Origin of the sequence: Acetobacter sp. DsW_063, assembly GCF_002153745.1 — a bacterium.
Taxonomy (GTDB): domain Bacteria; phylum Pseudomonadota; class Alphaproteobacteria; order Acetobacterales; family Acetobacteraceae; genus Acetobacter.
The window spans coordinates 39,885-56,051 of record NZ_JOPL01000007.1 but is presented as its reverse complement, the minus strand read 5'-3'; the positions used below and the strand labels follow the sequence as shown (position 1 = coordinate 56,051).

General features: G+C 59.9%; 26 protein-coding genes. 18 read left to right on the top strand and 8 right to left on the bottom strand.

Features of this window, described 5'->3' with window-relative positions:
• The 17 genes from HK28_RS01845 to HK28_RS14385 all read left to right on the top strand — a co-directional run bounded on the left by HK28_RS01845 (position 1) and on the right by HK28_RS14385 (position 12,022).
• Positions 1 to 675 carry a baseplate assembly protein gene (locus tag HK28_RS01845; RefSeq protein ID WP_233140295.1) on the top strand — a complete coding sequence of 225 codons (675 nt, stop codon included), beginning with the start codon at positions 1 to 3 and terminating at the stop codon, positions 673 to 675.
• A 6-nt stretch (positions 676 to 681) separates the two neighbouring features.
• The gene (locus HK28_RS01840; protein WP_086642916.1) at positions 682 to 1,044 is read left to right on the top strand and encodes a phage tail protein; all 363 of its coding nucleotides are present in this window, start codon (positions 682 to 684) and stop codon (positions 1,042 to 1,044) included.
• A 1-nt stretch (position 1,045) separates the two neighbouring features.
• The gene (locus HK28_RS01835; RefSeq protein WP_086642915.1) at positions 1,046 to 2,185 is read left to right on the top strand and encodes a baseplate J/gp47 family protein; all 1,140 of its coding nucleotides are present in this window, start codon (positions 1,046 to 1,048) and stop codon (positions 2,183 to 2,185) included.
• Positions 2,185 to 2,793 carry a hypothetical protein gene (locus HK28_RS01830; RefSeq protein WP_086642914.1) on the top strand — a complete coding sequence of 203 codons (609 nt, stop codon included), beginning with the start codon at positions 2,185 to 2,187 and terminating at the stop codon, positions 2,791 to 2,793. Before HK28_RS01835 ends, HK28_RS01830 begins: the two co-directional genes overlap by 1 nt.
• A 7-nt stretch (positions 2,794 to 2,800) precedes the next feature.
• Positions 2,801 to 4,120 carry a hypothetical protein gene (locus tag HK28_RS01825; RefSeq protein WP_086642913.1) on the top strand — a complete coding sequence of 440 codons (1,320 nt, stop codon included), beginning with the start codon at positions 2,801 to 2,803 and terminating at the stop codon, positions 4,118 to 4,120.
• Positions 4,120 to 4,299 carry a hypothetical protein gene (locus HK28_RS01820; protein WP_086642912.1) on the top strand — a complete coding sequence of 60 codons (180 nt, stop codon included), beginning with the start codon at positions 4,120 to 4,122 and terminating at the stop codon, positions 4,297 to 4,299. Before HK28_RS01825 ends, HK28_RS01820 begins: the two co-directional genes overlap by 1 nt.
• 102 nt (positions 4,300 to 4,401) lie before the next feature.
• Positions 4,402 to 4,557, top strand: coding sequence for a hypothetical protein (locus HK28_RS13905; RefSeq protein WP_158093354.1), 156 nt, complete (start codon positions 4,402 to 4,404; stop codon positions 4,555 to 4,557).
• A 43-nt stretch (positions 4,558 to 4,600) separates the two neighbouring features.
• Positions 4,601 to 4,909, top strand: a complete 309-nt coding sequence (locus tag HK28_RS01815) for a hypothetical protein (protein ID WP_086642911.1) — start codon at positions 4,601 to 4,603, stop codon at positions 4,907 to 4,909.
• Positions 4,906 to 5,532: a glycosyl hydrolase 108 family protein gene (locus tag HK28_RS01810; protein WP_086642910.1), complete on the top strand. Its 627-nt coding sequence runs from the start codon at positions 4,906 to 4,908 to the stop codon at positions 5,530 to 5,532. Before HK28_RS01815 ends, HK28_RS01810 begins: the two co-directional genes overlap by 4 nt.
• On the top strand, positions 5,529 to 6,041 hold the full coding sequence (locus HK28_RS01805; RefSeq protein WP_086642909.1) for a hypothetical protein: 513 nt from the start codon (positions 5,529 to 5,531) through the stop codon (positions 6,039 to 6,041). Before HK28_RS01810 ends, HK28_RS01805 begins: the two co-directional genes overlap by 4 nt.
• 8 nt (positions 6,042 to 6,049) lie before the next feature.
• Positions 6,050 to 8,731: a hypothetical protein gene (locus HK28_RS01800; RefSeq protein WP_086642908.1), complete on the top strand. Its 2,682-nt coding sequence runs from the start codon at positions 6,050 to 6,052 to the stop codon at positions 8,729 to 8,731.
• A gap of 47 nt (positions 8,732 to 8,778) precedes the next feature.
• Positions 8,779 to 9,075 carry a hypothetical protein gene (locus tag HK28_RS01795; RefSeq protein ID WP_086642907.1) on the top strand — a complete coding sequence of 99 codons (297 nt, stop codon included), beginning with the start codon at positions 8,779 to 8,781 and terminating at the stop codon, positions 9,073 to 9,075.
• An 85-nt stretch (positions 9,076 to 9,160) separates the two neighbouring features.
• Positions 9,161 to 9,427 (top strand): hypothetical protein, encoded by a 267-nt coding sequence (locus HK28_RS01790; RefSeq protein WP_086642906.1) that lies wholly within the window; start codon positions 9,161 to 9,163, stop codon positions 9,425 to 9,427.
• Complete coding sequence (locus tag HK28_RS01785) at positions 9,420 to 9,971, top strand: hypothetical protein (protein ID WP_086642905.1); 552 nt, start codon at positions 9,420 to 9,422, stop codon at positions 9,969 to 9,971. The genes HK28_RS01790 and HK28_RS01785 overlap by 8 nt, the downstream gene beginning before the upstream one ends.
• A 69-nt stretch (positions 9,972 to 10,040) precedes the next feature.
• On the top strand, positions 10,041 to 10,535 hold the full coding sequence (locus HK28_RS01780; protein ID WP_086642904.1) for a hypothetical protein: 495 nt from the start codon (positions 10,041 to 10,043) through the stop codon (positions 10,533 to 10,535).
• A complete protein-coding gene (locus HK28_RS01775; RefSeq protein ID WP_233140294.1) occupies positions 10,532 to 11,296 on the top strand; it encodes a hypothetical protein in 765 nt (254 codons plus the stop codon). Before HK28_RS01780 ends, HK28_RS01775 begins: the two co-directional genes overlap by 4 nt.
• 597 nt (positions 11,297 to 11,893) lie before the next feature.
• Complete coding sequence (locus HK28_RS14385) at positions 11,894 to 12,022, top strand: hypothetical protein (protein ID WP_255376442.1); 129 nt, start codon at positions 11,894 to 11,896, stop codon at positions 12,020 to 12,022.
• 75 nt (positions 12,023 to 12,097) lie between these two features.
• Here the strand turns inward: HK28_RS14385 and HK28_RS01770 are convergent, their stop codons facing one another.
• The 5 genes from HK28_RS01770 to HK28_RS13645 form a co-directional block, all read right to left on the bottom strand.
• Positions 12,098 to 12,310 (bottom strand): DNA-binding transcriptional regulator, encoded by a 213-nt coding sequence (locus tag HK28_RS01770; protein ID WP_086642903.1) that lies wholly within the window; start codon positions 12,308 to 12,310, stop codon positions 12,098 to 12,100.
• Positions 12,288 to 12,770 (bottom strand): hypothetical protein, encoded by a 483-nt coding sequence (locus tag HK28_RS01765; RefSeq protein ID WP_086642902.1) that lies wholly within the window; start codon positions 12,768 to 12,770, stop codon positions 12,288 to 12,290. The genes HK28_RS01770 and HK28_RS01765 overlap by 23 nt, the downstream gene beginning before the upstream one ends.
• Positions 12,767 to 13,024 carry a hypothetical protein gene (locus tag HK28_RS01760; protein ID WP_086642901.1) on the bottom strand — a complete coding sequence of 86 codons (258 nt, stop codon included), beginning with the start codon at positions 13,022 to 13,024 and terminating at the stop codon, positions 12,767 to 12,769. Before HK28_RS01760 ends, HK28_RS01765 begins: the two co-directional genes overlap by 4 nt.
• Positions 13,025 to 13,036: 12 nt before the next feature.
• Entirely contained in the window at positions 13,037 to 13,324 is a 288-nt protein-coding gene (locus HK28_RS01755; protein WP_086642900.1) for a hypothetical protein, read from the bottom strand.
• 135 nt (positions 13,325 to 13,459) lie between these two features.
• Complete coding sequence (locus HK28_RS13645) at positions 13,460 to 13,792, bottom strand: hypothetical protein (protein ID WP_143217275.1); 333 nt, start codon at positions 13,790 to 13,792, stop codon at positions 13,460 to 13,462.
• A 232-nt stretch (positions 13,793 to 14,024) separates the two neighbouring features.
• Between HK28_RS13645 and HK28_RS13900 the strand changes: the two genes are divergently transcribed.
• On the top strand, positions 14,025 to 14,177 hold the full coding sequence (locus HK28_RS13900; protein ID WP_158093353.1) for a hypothetical protein: 153 nt from the start codon (positions 14,025 to 14,027) through the stop codon (positions 14,175 to 14,177).
• A 533-nt stretch (positions 14,178 to 14,710) separates the two neighbouring features.
• Here HK28_RS13900 and HK28_RS01750 read toward each other — a convergent pair.
• The 3 genes from HK28_RS01750 to HK28_RS01740 are packed head-to-tail and all read right to left on the bottom strand — an operon-like array spanning position 14,711 to position 16,127.
• Complete coding sequence (locus HK28_RS01750) at positions 14,711 to 15,010, bottom strand: hypothetical protein (RefSeq protein ID WP_143217274.1); 300 nt, start codon at positions 15,008 to 15,010, stop codon at positions 14,711 to 14,713.
• Positions 15,011 to 15,013: 3 nt separating this feature from the next.
• Positions 15,014 to 15,664 (bottom strand): hypothetical protein, encoded by a 651-nt coding sequence (locus tag HK28_RS01745; protein ID WP_198945760.1) that lies wholly within the window; start codon positions 15,662 to 15,664, stop codon positions 15,014 to 15,016.
• Positions 15,636 to 16,127, bottom strand: a complete 492-nt coding sequence (locus tag HK28_RS01740) for a hypothetical protein (RefSeq protein WP_086642897.1) — start codon at positions 16,125 to 16,127, stop codon at positions 15,636 to 15,638. The genes HK28_RS01745 and HK28_RS01740 overlap by 29 nt, the downstream gene beginning before the upstream one ends.
• Between the last annotated feature and the right edge of the window lie 40 nt (positions 16,128 to 16,167).

Here is a 16,167-nt window from a genome sequence, read left to right as displayed (position 1 = left end):
TTGTCAGCCACCATCGCGAGAATGGTGGGGCAGGCGGTCGCGAACTCTATCCCAGCGTCATCTTATGGCCTCGTCACGGCGGTAGACCCGATTAACCACGCGGTTAAGGTTACACTTCAGCCGGACGGCGTTGAAAGCGGGTGGATTCAGTATGGCGTCGGTGTGCGCTCCGGCGATCTTCGTATGTCCGCGCCGCCGTCCATCGGGCAGCACGTCAAGGTGACGCCGATTGGTGGGGACGCTGAACACCTCGTCGTGTCCGCCGATGTCTTTGACGACATAATCCAGTCTCCAACGTCACCACAGACAGGCGAAGTGGCGCAGTCCGGTGAAATGCTGGTCATGGCTGGGTGTGGAGCGCCGCCTACCGACACGGATAGTCGAACAGCGGGCGACGCCACCGAGGGTGCGGGCTGGTTCCATGTCACGGCAGGCGGCTTCTTCGCGGGTGCGGGAGATGCGACGTTGGTGATTACAACGTCGTCGATCATCGCAAAAGTAGGCGGCTGCACGATGACGCTCAGCAGTTCCGGCCTGTCTGTGACTGGTGGCGACATAACGGCGAGCGGTACGGTTACTGGGCAGTCCGACGTGAAAACGTCCGCGCACAGCCTGAATAGTCACGTCCACACGAACGGAAACAGCGGCGCGAACACCGGCGGCCCGGTTGGTTGATAGACGATGAACCTCATAAGCCACGTCTTCGGCGGAGATATCCTGCTGAACAGTTCAGGCGGGATTGCCGTCGTTGAAGAACCTACCGCGACGCAACAATCCATCCTGCGTCGGCTCTGCACCAATCCAGGCGGATATCTCTGGTCGCTCGATTACGGCGCGGGCGCACCGGCGATGATCGGCAGCCCAATAACGGCGACGATGATTCAGGGCGTTATTGCTGAACAGATGGCGATGGAAACTGGCGTTGATCAGTCCCAGCCGGTCACGACCACCGTCACAGATAATGGCGGCGGGTCATTCACCTGCCTGATCCAATACACGGATGCGGCGTCGCAGACGCAACAAGCCCTGAGCTACACGGCGTAAAATGTCACTGACACTCCGATCATTCTCAACGACCGTATCGACGGCGATAACGGCGGCGCAGGGCGCGTGCGCGTCTTTGCTCGACATGACAGTTGGCACGGTCGGTCGCGCGCTGATGGAAGCGGTGGCTGGTGTCGGACTCTGGCTGCAATATGTTGCGCTCCAGATCCTGACGCGCGTTTACCTGACGACCTCCACCGGATCGGATATCGATACCTGGGTCGAGCAGTTCGGCATGTCGCGCGAGGCTGGCACAGCCGCGACGACCAGCGTCACGATGACGTCGTTTTCCCCATCCGGGCAATCGGCGACGGTGGCCGTTGGCGACACGGTGAAGACGGTCTCCGGGCTGATCTACGCGGTCACGGAAGACACGTCGAACAGTGCGTGGAGCACGACTGCGGCGGCTTATGTCCGACCGTCTGGAACGGCGTCGATTACTGTCCCGGTGCAGTGCACTACGACGGGGACAGCCGGGAACGTCGCGGCTGGCGCGATCTGCCTGCTTGGCACGGCGATCTCTGGGATCGACATCGCGACCAACACGACAGCCGTTGTGAACGGATCGGACGGCGAGACAGACGCAGCCCTGATCGCGCGGTTTCCTGACTGGCTGGCCGCGAAGGCGACAGCCTGTGAGGCGGCGATAGAGAGCGCAATCGCGGGCGTGCAGACCAATCTCACCGATGCCATCATGGACGGACAGGCTGCGGACGGGACGACGCGAGCGGGGTATTTCACCGCTGTCGTTGATGACGGCACGGGCGATCCATCCGACACGCTGATCGAAGACGTTTACGCGGCGATCGACGCAGTTCGCGCTTGTGGCGTGGGGTTTGCGACCATTGGCCCCGTCGAGACGGTGGCTAACGTGTCGATGACCGTTAATGTCCCGTCCGGGACGGCTACTGCGGCTGTTGAGACCGCGATCCAGACGGCGGTGACGACGGACATCGATGCACAGTCGGTCGGCGCGGGTTACGCCTACAGCCGCCTCTCCGTCGTCGCGTGGAACAACGCGACAGTCACGCCGACATCTATCACCGACGTGCTTCTCAACGGCGCGCAGGCTGATCTTCCGGCTTCCAGCACGGGCGTTATCCGCGCGGGCACGATCTCGATAACCGTAGTGGCGGCATAATGGCGACCGGAGATCAGTCCGATTTTGTTCGGCGGCTGCGGCAGCTTTTGCCGGACAGGTGGTTTCCGGATGCGCCCGGCGTTGACGAAGACGAACAGGCTCCTGTCCTTGTCGGCATCCTGACGGGATTCGCCAGCGTCTTCGCGTGGATCTGGTCGCTTTTTGACTACGTGAACGATCAGACGCGATTGCAGACCAGCACAGGCGCATCCCTGGACATGCACGCAGCGGACCTGTTTGGTGCAGACGGGTTCCCGCGAAACGCGGACGAGACCGACGCATCGTATCTGGCGCGGATACAGGCCGCGCTTGTAGCGGAGAAGAACACGCGGGCGGCGATCATCGCGGCTGTTGAGTCTGCGACAGGCGTCACGCCGACGATCATAGAGCCAACCAACGCAGAAGATTGCAAAGGGTATGGCTCGTCAGCGTATCCGGCGATGGGTGGTGGCTACGGCTACAATAACGGGCTGCATTACGGGCATCTCTCGGGTGGCCAATTCCTTTTAACGGCGGCTGCCGCCGCATCGGCATCTGAAGTCTACAGCGCGATCAATCGGACAAAAGCCGATGGCGTCATCGCGTGGGTTCAGGTCGAATCTTCGTAGGATAATCATGGACCGGAACATCATCTATGCGGGCGCGGTGCCGCTCGACACGGATATGCTGTACGCTGGGCGCTTCGCAAAGGTTGGCCTCGGCAAACTCGCATCTCAGGTTTACGGAGATGGTGTCTCGGCGGCTGAAGGTTTCGCGCTGACGTTTTCGACTACAGCCATGACGCTGACGGTCGGCGCTGGTTCGGTACTCGCTCCGGGCGTCGTTGATGTGACGGCTATCGGCGCGACGACAGCCGGACTTGCTGCGGACAGCACGGCCGTGACAGTGCAATATCTCCTGACGGCTGCATCGACTCTTACGCTATCAGCCGGGACGACATACGGCATTTACGCAGTGTGCAGCGACAGCGACACAACCAACACTGTGGCTGCGTTTTTTAATTCATCGAACCCGTCTCAGACCCTTTCAGGGCAAGGTAACGACGCAACGGCTATGCCGACCGTCCGCAGTTCGACTATTACGATTGAGGCCGCGACCAGCGCGCCAACTACGCCGACCGGGGGTGCGGTCGTGCTGCTCTACACGGTCACTGTGCCGTCCTCAGTCACTAATCTCTCAACGACGTCTTATATCGCGGCAGAGACGCTATATCCGACGATTCCGCAGCTAAAGTCCGGGCGCGTTCTCAATATAATAGATGGTGGCGTATCGCAAAACTATACCGTAAACATGATTTGCTCCTATATTCTGCTGAAAATGTGCAGCGGCGGTGCGAGCGCGGCTGGGGCATCCACAACATCATCAACGCAAGCGTCGGTTTCTTCCGGCGGCAGTTCAGGTTCTTACGCCTACGTCAAAATCACGCGGGCCGCCCTTCTCGCCGCAGCGACATTGCAGTCCGATGGGACTTACATAATCCCGATCACCATCGCGGCGGGCGGCGCAGCGGTTACCGGCGCGATGACCGGCAACTCAGGCGGCACCTCGACATTCGGGTCGCTGGTTTCGTGTCCCGGAGGACTCGGCGGCGTGAACACCACAGGCGCCAATTCGAATATGATGGCAGGCGCTGTTACCGGTGGCGCGTATCCGACGATTGCTTCGTCTGTTACGGATCTGGGCAGCGCGTCCGGAAATCCGTCGACGCCTGGATTAGTCTTTAACATCACAACTAATTTCTACGGTCAGGGCGGATCGGGTGGCGCGTCGCCATTTGGGGCTCCCGGTGGAGCGCCGGGTGGAGCAGGGGCCGCTGGTGGCGCTGGATCGCGCGGCTCAGGCGGCGGCGGCACAGTCAATGCGTTGAGCGCAACAACAGCGACGACGGGCGGCGCTGGTGGGTCTGCCTGGTTTGAAATATGGGAGATTTCGTGATGTCCGCAGAGCGTTACGCGGTCTACCTCACTTCCGCCACGTCTACGCAGGCGTCTGGATACGTCTACAACATTGTCATTTGGGACGGTACGTCGTCGTGGTCACCGCCATCTGGCAGCGCCGCCGTCGCTGACCCTGACAGCAATTATCCGATCGGCAGCACCTATACCGCCTCCTGACGCCGCCTTCTGGGGCGAAATTGATCTGAAAAGCGAAACCCCCGGCTGGTGACACAGCGCGGGGGTTTCTTTTGTCCACCCCTGACGACACCAGGAATGAACATGCCGGATTTTACCGGATTGCGCGGGCTTGTACAAGCGATGAATTCACTTGATGTCTGGCGTTTTGCCGCACTGTGGTTCGTGTTGGCCTTGGCTGCGTCTGGATATTTAATATCCGGCATCGCTCAACTCGTTGCTGCACTCCGCAACAAGTAATTGCCGCCCTTTGAGGCGGTTTTTTTGTATCTGGAACAAATGAATGTCTGATCTAATCGGGATGGCGACGGCTGCCAATCCATTGCCACCAGAGGTGATCACTCATCTCGTTCGCCAGCACGACAGCGACCTGAAAGAGCAATCCCGTCAGATCGAACGGCTTTCGACGCGCATGGACGACATGGGCGGCGACATCAAAGTCATAAAGGCAATGATGGAGGCTAGAGAAAAGCGTGAGCATCAACGCGACGGCGCTATCAAGCTTACCGTGTGGGTCGCGAACACGCTCGGTACCGGCGGACTCTTTGCTGTTGCCGCTGCTCTCTACAAGCTTTTCTGGCCGCACCAATGACCGCCACAAACTTCGAGGCCTGCCTCGCCTTCGCGCTGGAGGAAGAGGGCGGCTATCAGCGCATCTCCGGCGACCCCGGCAACTGGTATCGCGGGCGCTTGATCGGCACGAACATGGGCATCAGCGCGAACACGCTCGCCACATGGCTCCATCGCGGCGTCGAAGTGTCGGACATGCGCGGCCTGACTGCCGAGACGGCGGGCGCGATCTATCGCCAGAACTATTGGCAGGAAGTGCGCGGCGACACGTTGCCGTCCGGCCTTGACCTGATGGGGTTTGACTATGGCGTCAATGCAGGAGTTGGCGCGTCTCTAACGGCGCTTAGTGATTCTGCGGTTGCTCGCTTGGCGTATCAGGCCCTGAACATGGGCCGGTCTCGCCTGATGGTGCTGCAGCGGTGGCTCGGTGTCGATGTGGATGGTGTCTACGGCCCGATCACAGAGGCGGCGCTGGTGGAGAGCCAGTCCGGCCAGCAGGCGGCGCGCATCCTCTACGTCTCGCGCCTGCAGGAGCGGCATTACCGCAGTCTCGACGGCTTTACGCAATTCGGCGCTGGCTGGCTCGCACGTCTCGCGCGGCGGCAGGCGAGGGCGCTTGAGCTACTTGATGGAGTGAGCGCATGAGTTGGCGTCCAACAGCACGCATTGTGACGCTTGGCGGATGCAATAGCTTGCGACTGCGCGGGCTCACGTCGTCTATGATTCCGACGTGGCCTTCGACGTATCTTGGCTCTGGCAATGATTATAGCGTCGATTTTTCGAACGTATTGACGGGCGCAGAGACGATATCGTCGTTTGCGTTCGGCACCGGCACCAACGCGACGCAGGCGTGGACGACCAGCTTTGGCAACATCGTGACGATGTGGGCTTCGTGGACCGCGAGCGGCTCTCTCATGATCCCGGTGGCGGTCCTGTCGTCTCTCGGCGCGACCTATCAGGCGATAGTATCGATCAACGTCAGCGCCACGGCGAGTATTCTCACGCCCGTTGCGCCATCCGCACCTGGCGAAACGATTCCGACCGTCAACAGCACAGCGATGGACGTGTGGATCGAAAGCCTCCCGACAAGCGCGCCAGAAGATGGAGGTTGGTGGAACAACTCCGGCTCGCCTACCTTCGCCTTTGCATCCTGAGAGTCCCAATGCGCCATACGAAAGTTGCCGCCGTCGCAGCCGCCACGTTGGCGGTTTCGGCGCTTCCCGCGCGCGCTCAGTTCATCCCGCCGCGCGGCCTTAACCTCAACACCACAATCTATGCCGGACAGGTGTCAGGCGCGACGATCACGACAGGCGGCGTCTATAAACCCGCCGATCTTCCGGTGACGATCACATTCGACGCGCCATCTAATGGCGAGAGCGTCGCTGCGTCCGTTTCCTCCTACGGGGTCGTTGCCGCGTCCGTTGCCGCATCCGGGACCGGGTGCCCGGCTGGAATCGCTCTGACTGATCCAGACTCCGGGGCCACGTTCACGGTATCGGACGGCGATGGTGGTTCCGGCTCGACGGTCACGATCACCAGCGGCGGCTCGGTTGCAGCGTCCGGCGTGCCGTCTAACCCGGTGACGTTGACGTCCACGCTCTCAAGTTGCACGCCGCCGACCGTGACGCTGCTATGGGGGGTGTCGGGATTGTCCTTGACCAATCAGGGATGGGGCTACGCCTCCGCGCCGTCTGGGGTAGGGAGATCGTCGTCTGCTGTAGGCGGAGTAGCCGCAGCGATAAAGACGACGATATCAACAGCAGAGACCAATCTCGCAGCCAAACTCATCACGTCGAGCAAGATAGGCACGGCGAATGGCGTGGCGGCGTTGGACAGTGGCGGCAACATCACGGCTCCAGTGACCGGCGACCTGTCCAATGCCAAGCTCAGCAGCGACATGACGGGCTCGCAAGCTGTTACCGCCATCGCCGACAATACGACAGCAGCCGCAGCAGCGCAAAGCACCGCCAACACCGCAACGACCGCCGCCGCCGCCGCCCAGACCACCGCGAGCGCCGCGATCCCGCTGACGCAAAAGGGCGTGGCGTCCGGCGTCGCGGGTCTCGACACCAGCGGCAACGTGACGGCTCCAGTCAGCACAACGGGGCAGATCCATGCGGGCAGCGACACCGCCACGACCTACAACGCAGGCAAGATAAGCATTGCGGCTGCCCAGCGCGTGTCTATCGGGGATGATCTCGGATACGGCATCCTCGACAATCGCTCCGTCATGCTGGGCGGTCGCCGCTACGGCGGCTCATCTCCAACGTTCGTCTATGCGGCTCCTTATGGCGGGTCCGGTCTCGGCGCGACGTTCGGGGTCGGCCTCACCAAGTCGGGCATCGGCGGAGCACAACCGGCGCTCGCCCCATCTGGGACGGATGGATCGGGCGGAATCTCGGGCTACCCGGAAATGGATGCGGCTGCGACATGGATCTTTGCTGATTCGTCCTACCCGTGGGTGTCGGTTGGTGGAGACATAACATCAGGCGACGGCACTGTGAGGACGGTCACTTACGATTCCACGCACGCCTATTTTAGCCCGTCTTTGGCCGCGCAGGACATCGCCTTGCTACGCGTGGGCATGCACGTCATGACCAATTCAGTCGGCTCGACGCGCACCAACGCGACTAAATACTGGCAGCCCAACAACGACTATGCAGGCGAGATCACTGCGATTGCGTCGGATGGGTCATCGATCACAGTCGGCGGCTGGCGCGTTCTCGGCGCTGGGGATACCGACACGACGCAGGTGCCGGGCACGACCTACGACACGACCATGTGGCCGACATACACCCACGCGGACCTGTTCATGGGCGTCTACACCCACGCGATCTCGAATAATTCGATGTGCTTCCTCGAAGCGCGATCGATCAAGACGTCAGGCGACGCCAATTCGCCAGAGGTTGGCCTGTATCCTGAGCCTGTTACGGATTGCGAGATCGCCGAGATGGACCTTCATCAGGGGCTTCCAGATTATATGGGTCGCGCCAAGGGAATTCTTGTGACCATGAACGGCCCGAATAAACCGTCGCTTGATAGCTACGACTTTATGGCCGGTGGCAGCACTTGGAATGGCTACGTCGCGTGGAATGGCACCAAGGCAAATAACTTCATTTCGGACGGGTTCTACGCTCACGGAAACAACGGTGTTAATTCTGGTCTCAGCACGGACGGGACGGTTGTTGTAGGAACGGCAGGCGATACCCACGAACTTGCCGAGTTTATCGGCGCTAGCGCCGTGCAGCCTGACGGATCGGGTTCAGGTGATAAAATATCACTCGTTGCCTATGAAAGTTTGATCGCAGCATCTACCAATATGGGTGCGAACACCGCGAGCAATGTCGCCCTCCACTGGTCCGAACTGGTTGGCGGCACAACGACACTGGTCTCGACGTTAACCGGCGGCGACAAGGTGACGGCCAGCACGGCCAAGGGAGACGTCGTATTCAATGCAGACGCCGCTGGCGGCCTCGGGCTGTTCGGCGGTTCGTCAGGCGCGGGCCTGCACGTTAATTCATCCGGCGCGGTCACGGCGGATAGCGATGTGCATATGACAAGTGGCAAGGCGCTGTTTTTTCCTAATGCCTCAAGCACTGCTGCCGTCTACCTGACTGCGGACTCCAGCGGAAATTTTAACATCGGAACGCAACAGAGTGGCGGCGGCGGCTTGAGTCTCGCAGGCGGCCTCAAGGTTGGAGGGGCCGCAGTGCTCCCGTTTGGGACTCCGGCGTCATCCTCTGCAACCTGCACGGCTGGCCAGGTAGAGACCGACGCCACCTACATCTATTCGTGCGTCGCGACGAATACGTGGCACAGGATCGCCAACGGCGCGACGTGGTGACGTGACGCAGCCGCCCCACCCGGGCGGCTTTTTATTGGAGCCCAGCAATGGACCTCACGACAATCCTCGCGCTGGTCCCGGCGCAGTATGCGGGCGACGCAATGGCGCTTGTCTCGTTCGTGATCGCTTCGTGCGCGCTAGCGATGCGGTTCTGGAAACCGCCTGCCGCAGGCAGTAAGTGGACGCTCGTCTACATGGCGGTCTCGGCTATCGCTCAGGCACGCGGCTGGAATGCCAATGCGTATCAGCCCGGCCAGAAAGCAGTCATGGTTCCGGTTGCGACCGATCGAACTGAGGCGGCGGAAAAGCTCGGACTGCATCCGGACGACACGCGCCCGAAGTGACCTTTCACATTGGCGGATAGACACCGCCCACGCCCCACGCACAGCCGCCCCTAACCGGGCGGCTTTTTTTTTATGGAGAAAGCTCATGGCCGATCTGGCCTCGATCACTTCGCTCGAAACCCTGATCTCGACCGTGGCAGGCAAGCATGAGAGCGCTGCCGTGAAGGCTGACATCGCGCTTGCGGGCAACGCCCTGTCGCTGCTTGTCAACGCGCTCGTGCCCAACCTCGCGCCCGGCGTGGATTTGTCCGGCATCGATGCTGGGCTGTCGAAAGCGTTCGACGGAATCACCGCCGTCATCAGCGCCGCCGAAGGCAGCATCACCAACACGGAGACCGCCGCCAATGCGTAACGTATCCCGTCGCGCCGCCCTGCGTGGCCTTGGCGCGCTTGCCGCCGGGACTGCGCTCGCCGCCTGCACCGTCACCACGTCGGGTAATGTCACCACGATCACGCTCAACGTCGCTAAGATCACGGCCTACGGGCAGGCGGGCGTGAACGCGGCTGCGACAATCATCAGCCTGGCATCCGGCATCTCCGCGCTGACGCCGTATCTCGCCGCGATTGAAGCCGCCGAGACCGCGCTTGCGACGGCACTGACGGCGTTCTCTGCCGCCGCCGGTTCGAGCGTGACCGTCAGCTATGACGACACGAACTGGAAAACGCGCGTCGACAGTCTGCTTTCGGATATCGAGTCCGTAAGTTCGACGATTGCGGCTGCAATTTCCGGTGCTGGTTCGTCTCTCTCGTCCACCGTCAAGAGTGATGCGACCACAGCGGCGAACGCGCTCGCGACGGTCGTGTCTCTGTTCGAGGCGCTGCTCGGCTCCACGTCGGCTGCGCGTCTGGGCATGACCGAGGCGCAGGCGCTCAAGGCACTGGGCGTGTCGCGCTGATGTGGGGCGCGGCTCTCATCGTCGCGGCTCCAGCCTTCGGCATTTGGCTGTTCGTGTGGGGCCTGTGTCGTGCCAGCGCGCGGTGATCGTCGGCGGGATGGCGGCTATGGCCGTCGTCCTGTGGTGGCTCTGGCGCTGGTATTGAGTCTGACAGCCTGTGCCTCGCTCCCCGAGCAGGCACGCCATGATCTCCCCGGCACCACACTGCCGGATCTCGTGTCCTGCGCCGGTCAACCGTCCGAGCGGATGCGCGTCGGGCCGGATGATTGGGTGCTATCGTGGGGCGCGAACGCCTCCACGCCGTCTATATCCGGATCCGTCCCGCTCTTTGCTGATCTGGTCAAACCGACCGTCTCCGCCAGCGCATCCATGCAGTGCCGTATGTCGGCCCGCATCCAGTCCGGGCGCGTGGTCTCGATCCATTACGTCGGCACGTCCTCGCTGATCTTCGGCGCACATGCCGCGTGCTCGGCGCTCGTGCGCGACTGCCTCCTGCACCCTGATCACACGACGCTGCCTGCGGATTACGACGCAGGGCGGTATCTCTCGAAAGCCAATCCATGAGAATGAAACTCGGCAAGCTCCCCGCACGCCATGACGCGCGCGCTCCGAAGATGGCGGCGCTGTCGCTGTTTGGTCGTCAGGCTCCGGCGCGGCTGATCCGAGACCATATTGATCCGTCGCCGCAGATGCTTGCCAATAATACGCTCGGAAATTGCACGTCCGCCGGTCTGGGCAACAGCTTCCGCGCGCAGGCGTCGCTCGCGGGTTTTCAGGTCTCGGTGACAGACGCCGAGGCGATCTCGTTTTACTCCAAGAGCACGGGCTACGTTCCCGGCAACGCCGCAACCGATCGAGGTGGCGTCGAGGTGGACGTGCTGGCGATTGCCGCTCGGGACGGATACGCGCTCGCGGCCCAGACGCTTTACCCTATCTGGGGCAACATCGACCTCACCAACCTCAATGGCGTGCGCCTCTGTATGGCTGCCTTTGGGACAGTCTACTGTGGGTTTGCGCTGGCCGAAGCCGACGAGGCGTCTGTCGACGCGGTCTGGGACACGACGACGCCAGGAGACCAGACGCCCGGATCGTGGGGCGGCCATTGCGCGCTTTTGTGGAGCTATTCCGGGACTGACGATTCAGACGTAGTCGATGTCCTGACGTGGGGCGGGATTCAGAAGGCAACGTGGCGATGGGTCCGGTCTCGAGCGGACGAATTCCATGCCGTCGCGTGGAACCAGATCGCCCCCGCATCCGGCCTGCTGTCGGGGCAGGATTGGGACAAGCTGCGCGCCGACAATTCATCTTATTTAATGGGACGCTAGAGGTGCGTTATGTGACGCCATGTGATACCGCGCTTTATGCGGCCAATAGCTTCATCACCAACTCCATATTCGGCGGCTATTTGTGGGTATTTTCTAAAGTCTTTCATGATAGACATGACTTCTTCTGCCGTTAACTTCGATTTTGATGCTCGCTCTCCACGAGCCTGCCTGCCGCGAGAGATCATATCGTTTGTATTTTCCCTCGGACTTCCGAACGATATATGCTCTGGATTAACGCAGACTCTATTATCGCATGTATGACGGCACAGCATACCTTTGGGAGGGGGATTCCCAACAAGCGCACAGGACAGCCTGTGTGACTTGAGCATTCGCCCATTTACTTTGAAATGACCATATCCGTCATTGACCGAAGCTGGGCGCTCCCAACAATTGCCCTTACTGGGCTCGTAAGGGTGCTGAGGGCCTTCCTTATTAACCTTCGCCCAAAAACGCTCTTGCACGCCCGGGTCGTTGGCGTAAATCTCTTCGTTAGCCACTGGCTTGCTATCCTCAAGTCATCGGTGAGGCTCGCATAGTGCTGAAACACTATTGCGGGCCGTTTTATTTTCCGACACTCAAAGAAAAAGTACAAGTTACATGAGCATGTACCATAAATGTACTAATGTTAATGTGCTCCGTCAGAACTGGACCGGAATCAACGGTGCGTCGCCCAACGGTGAGGCGCTGGATGCGCTGGTCGCCGAGATGCGGGCGAGCGCAGCATGACGGAGTTTCAGGCGGGGTTCGCAGGTGGTGGCGTCTTTGGGGCCATCGTCGCTGGTGTGGTCATCGCACTTGCAGTCAGGGCGCATTTGCGGCGGAAGTGGCCGGATTAGCGGTCGCACTTTTGAGGCAAAAAAGCTCCCACAATCCGGGGTGCATCGTCCGCTCGCCCGCTTCCCAGTTTTGCCAACTGCGCATGCGGCTGTAGATCAATTCCGCCGCCTCGGTCTGCGTGAGACCGATAGCGAGGCGGCGCGCCCTTATCTCGTCAGGCGTCGGTGTTGTTGTCATTGGGCGTCGCTTTTTTGTCATCGGCGGCAAGCCACGCCCATGCGGCGCATCGCTCAAAATCACCGATCCACAGGCCTGATGCCGGATTTCGCATCAGGGCGGGCAGCATCAGGGCCGCGATCCATGGAGAGTCCGGCTCAGCGAGCATCGGGGCTGCGTCCCAAGCCTCTGCCTGGAGAGATCGCAGAGCGCGCCACAACGCCGGGGATTGCCGGGATGCGACGCCAAACGTGACGACGGGATCAGTGTCCTCAAAAATCGTGCAGAGCATGGCGCGGCGCTTACCGAAGGACTCGACGTGCAGTCTGTACCCTGGGATCGGCATATCGGCGTCGCCGACCGCTGCCAGCGCGCGGTCGAGCAAATCCCGTGTATGCGTTACGACCTCGTCAGCGACCTCGTCGCGCATCGATCGCCTGATGTGCGCAGTGTTGAGGGTCAGGTGGTTGAGGTAGGTCATGCCGCGTCGGTCGCAAAGTCATCGACAGTTGAGTCCGCCGTAAAGAGTAGAGGCTCCCCCCAATTCTCCAGCCCAAGTGAGGCGGCCTCGGCATCTGTGAGAGGGTAAGCTGCGTATCTGCATAGGCCGATGCGCTGATCGCCAAGGTCAATCTTTATGCGCCACAGGTGGTCCGCAGCCGCGTCAGCGACTGCCAAGTCGTCGGTCCAACCATAGGCGACCTGATTGGAGTGAGATCGTATCGCGTACCACATGCGTCCTCGTCCTCAGAGCGTGTAGGTGGCGTTGATGCTGTCGCTGTAACCCTTGCGCTCCCCTCCTGCTGCGATGATCGCGTCGGTCAAGCCATGCAGAGATGCCAGGATACCGCTGGTGGGTGAGCCGTTGGCGCACTCGACTGTCAGGATGTCGCCCTTGATCCAAACCTTTAAGTTGCGGTCGCCGCGCACGGACGCGTCAAATCCTTCAAGGCTGAGATAGACCCGGTCTTTCCACGGGGAAACCCTGGAGACGTGGTCAGAGTTCTTCGCGATTTCGAGGATTTTGCTCATCATTTATATTCCCTGCGCCCCGCAGCGGCACCCCTATCAGGATTGCCCTGATGCGATCTAAATACACCCATTGGGTGCATTGGTCAAGCAGAAAAAACACGAGCCCCTCGACTCTCACGCCCAGTCCTTATGGCCCAATCAGCCCAGCTTTTTACGCTCCACGAGCGTGAGCCCCCACGTCACCGGGTAAACGCCGGGGCAATCTGGGCCACACCCGGTGTCGGACAGGCTCACGCTTGCATACGGCTCGCGGCACTTGCTGCACGTCAGCCGTTCGGCCAGCGCGAGCACGGTCATGCGCCGAACCGATGGCCTGTCGCGCATCACCAATTCTAGATGTGCAACCCCCGATCTCCCGCACGCGCAGGCGGCGTGCAGACTCAGCCCCAGACGGGCCGCAGTTGCTACGTCCGTCTCGCTCAGCGCTGCATCGAGCGCCGGATGGTGAGTGTGGTTGCTTCTTCCAAGCATGGAAGAACAGAACGAGAACACGCGGCGAGAGTCAAGCGCCTCAGTGCATCGTGCTGCCGCCCCACTGCATGATCTGCCGGACGTGGGCGCGGACTTCCATGGGCCTGAGCGTGCGCTGAGATTGTGTCTGGAGTGTTGCCGGGCTTCCACCGGCTGCGGCGCTGGTAGTCCTTCAGGATAGCCAGTCGTTCGCCTCTGCCCCGTGTGCACCCGAGGACTACCGGAGAGGCTGATGCGCTATGCAGAGCAGCACGGGTCCGGCGCCCGCCAGTCCATCGCCGAGGCAAAAGACCGGAACCTGTTGCTGCGGGCCGGGCTTGATACCGGCTCTCTTCGCGAGCGGAGAGCTTACCTTGACCGTCGCGCAGGCGACCCAAGCCGATAAGTTCCCGCGTGTCCATCCACGCCGCCGCAGCCCGCGCAGAATCGCACGGAATGGAGGAGGGGTACAAGGGGAAAGGTTTAACACACTGGAAAAGTTCGCTGATTCTGCCGTGTGTCAACACACATGGTTTAACACACCTAAGCCGTTGATCTGACTCGGGAGACGCAATCCTTTCGGGTCCGCCACAAATTCCAAAAATTCCTTATAAAATCAAATAGTTAGCGTGTTTGTTCGCTAATCTGTCCCTCGTGTTGTCCCTCTTGCAGATTTCTCTCTCATGCCCGATTAACCGGCGGGAGGGCGGCGAGGCAGGAACAGAGCCAGGCGGTGAATTGGCCGAAATGCAAATTTCCACGTCGCCTGTTTCGTCAGTGGCGTGGAGTCGCAGGCTCGATGCCTGCGTAACCCTGATCCATAACAACGCATGAATGCGATTGGGATGCATCACGCAGTTTACGAGATGAGTCACCCAAAATAAAATGGAACACCGCATCTCGTCACAAAGTCTAAAATTTCGAGTTTCACCAATAAATCTAATCGATTTCGAGTGAATCATACTTGCTGATTTTATTTATTATTTTGATGTTGTTGTGATATTTCTCTTTCAATTTAGATTTATTATCTCTGACGTAGTGAAAATATTTTTTAACATCTTTCTGCATTTTCTGTTTGTCGTCTGCAGCCAGCGAATCATCGTATTCACCACTGAGAAATTGGCAAGTGTATGCGGCGTTGAGAAATTTCTTAACATCCGCAGGTGGAGCGGCAACGGCTGTCGGCGCGCAGGCGAGAACCGATAAGCACAGCATACCTGCGTAGAGATAATTTTTCATATTTCACCAGCCATCGATTGACCAATGTGGTCTATCTTTATCACCGCCATGGAATTTGATGACTCCATATGAACGGCCTACAGCCTGCAAGTCCTTATTCATCCCGGTTCGAGGCGCAGAAGAGATTGTGACTTCCTGACCCGCTTGACTCTTTATGGTCAAATTGCCTGCCCATGAAATATTCATGTCGATGGCGCTCTTGGTCAGGTGCCTACTTGTAGCGTTCAGAGCGGGAGCAACGGCCAAACTGGCTATACCGAACGCGACCGCCATTTGCGTAGCTGCCGCTATATCTGTGCCAACGTTCCCGCTGTTCCAAGTGATATCGACGCCCGTCATTGGCGGGACATCGGCTGGTTGGCACTTTCTCTTAAAGATCATCCACGACCAATGCATTAAATAGATGCGTTCTGGTGGTCGGTATGTGTTGGTGATTGTAACTGTCGCACCGGCGCTAGTTATAGCGTCAATAAATCGTTTTGCGTTTTCACGAAACGGCGAAGATAGATCCGACAAATATTTGCTATATGGAAATTTCGTTATCCATATTTCTCCATTCTGTTGCGCCATTATTTCTATAAATACCTTGGTTTTCTTGGTTTCCTTTCGTCCGTTCGCTCGAGAGTCAATTATTTGTCGACGGAGTTTTTCCAAGAGCGAACCGGCCCAACATCGCGGCCTCGGCCCGACCGTCATCCTTCTTCCGCTTGAACAGGTCAGCGCTGGCGGGGAACAACTGCATGGCCTGCGTCCGCGCCCCGTCCTTGTCGGCGGGGCACCGCATGGCCTTCTTCCACTCGGCTGGCGGCACCGTGGACAGAGGCAGGCCAAGCGCTGCGACAACGCCCTCGATCACGCCAACGCCACGACCGAATGAAAACGCGCCTGCCGGTCCTTCGCCCGGTCGTGCGTTCACCTTCTCAAGCCACACCTCTGACGGATCGTGCGCCTGGATCATCGTCGCCAGAAGCGGCGCAGACACAACGTTGCGGACCTTGCCGGAAACCGTGACAGGGCTTGTTGGCATGTCGAGAACTTCGATCAGCCCGCCAAGGTCGTTCAGGACAGCGATGGCCCCCGTGATGCCGGGGTCTATGGCTATGACTGCGCGACTCATACAACGCCAACCGGCGAAAGGGCTCGCATTCCGTCACCAC

What these genes read in the sequence shown, in the direction of transcription:
- HK28_RS01830 (WP_086642914.1), top strand. Translation starts at nt 2,185, where the DNA reads ATGGCGACCGGAGATCAGTCCGATTTTGTTCGGCGGCTGCGGCAGCTT.
- HK28_RS01825 (WP_086642913.1), top strand. Translation starts at nt 2,801, where the DNA reads ATGGACCGGAACATCATCTATGCGGGCGCGGTGCCGCTCGACACGGAT.
- HK28_RS01820 (WP_086642912.1), top strand. Translation starts at nt 4,120, where the DNA reads ATGTCCGCAGAGCGTTACGCGGTCTACCTCACTTCCGCCACGTCTACG.
- HK28_RS13645 (WP_143217275.1), bottom strand. Translation starts at nt 13,792, where the DNA reads ATGCTTGGAAGAAGCAACCACACTCACCATCCGGCGCTCGATGCAGCG.
- HK28_RS14385 (WP_255376442.1), top strand. Translation starts at nt 11,894, where the DNA reads ATGAGCATGTACCATAAATGTACTAATGTTAATGTGCTCCGTCAGAAC.
- HK28_RS01750 (WP_143217274.1), bottom strand. Translation starts at nt 15,010, where the DNA reads ATGAAAAATTATCTCTACGCAGGTATGCTGTGCTTATCGGTTCTCGCC.
- HK28_RS01775 (WP_233140294.1), top strand. Translation starts at nt 10,532, where the DNA reads ATGAGAATGAAACTCGGCAAGCTCCCCGCACGCCATGACGCGCGCGCT.
- HK28_RS01835 (WP_086642915.1), top strand. Translation starts at nt 1,046, where the DNA reads ATGTCACTGACACTCCGATCATTCTCAACGACCGTATCGACGGCGATA.
- HK28_RS01815 (WP_086642911.1), top strand. Translation starts at nt 4,601, where the DNA reads ATGTCTGATCTAATCGGGATGGCGACGGCTGCCAATCCATTGCCACCA.
- HK28_RS01790 (WP_086642906.1), top strand. Translation starts at nt 9,161, where the DNA reads ATGGCCGATCTGGCCTCGATCACTTCGCTCGAAACCCTGATCTCGACC.
- HK28_RS01755 (WP_086642900.1), bottom strand. Translation starts at nt 13,324, where the DNA reads ATGATGAGCAAAATCCTCGAAATCGCGAAGAACTCTGACCACGTCTCC.
- HK28_RS01795 (WP_086642907.1), top strand. Translation starts at nt 8,779, where the DNA reads ATGGACCTCACGACAATCCTCGCGCTGGTCCCGGCGCAGTATGCGGGC.
- HK28_RS01800 (WP_086642908.1), top strand. Translation starts at nt 6,050, where the DNA reads ATGCGCCATACGAAAGTTGCCGCCGTCGCAGCCGCCACGTTGGCGGTT.
- HK28_RS01770 (WP_086642903.1), bottom strand. Translation starts at nt 12,310, where the DNA reads ATGACAACAACACCGACGCCTGACGAGATAAGGGCGCGCCGCCTCGCT.
- HK28_RS01760 (WP_086642901.1), bottom strand. Translation starts at nt 13,024, where the DNA reads ATGTGGTACGCGATACGATCTCACTCCAATCAGGTCGCCTATGGTTGG.
- HK28_RS01805 (WP_086642909.1), top strand. Translation starts at nt 5,529, where the DNA reads ATGAGTTGGCGTCCAACAGCACGCATTGTGACGCTTGGCGGATGCAAT.
- HK28_RS01840 (WP_086642916.1), top strand. Translation starts at nt 682, where the DNA reads ATGAACCTCATAAGCCACGTCTTCGGCGGAGATATCCTGCTGAACAGT.
- HK28_RS01810 (WP_086642910.1), top strand. Translation starts at nt 4,906, where the DNA reads ATGACCGCCACAAACTTCGAGGCCTGCCTCGCCTTCGCGCTGGAGGAA.
- HK28_RS13905 (WP_158093354.1), top strand. Translation starts at nt 4,402, where the DNA reads ATGCCGGATTTTACCGGATTGCGCGGGCTTGTACAAGCGATGAATTCA.
- HK28_RS01765 (WP_086642902.1), bottom strand. Translation starts at nt 12,770, where the DNA reads ATGACCTACCTCAACCACCTGACCCTCAACACTGCGCACATCAGGCGA.
- HK28_RS01785 (WP_086642905.1), top strand. Translation starts at nt 9,420, where the DNA reads ATGCGTAACGTATCCCGTCGCGCCGCCCTGCGTGGCCTTGGCGCGCTT.
- HK28_RS01740 (WP_086642897.1), bottom strand. Translation starts at nt 16,127, where the DNA reads ATGAGTCGCGCAGTCATAGCCATAGACCCCGGCATCACGGGGGCCATC.
- HK28_RS13900 (WP_158093353.1), top strand. Translation starts at nt 14,025, where the DNA reads ATGCGCTATGCAGAGCAGCACGGGTCCGGCGCCCGCCAGTCCATCGCC.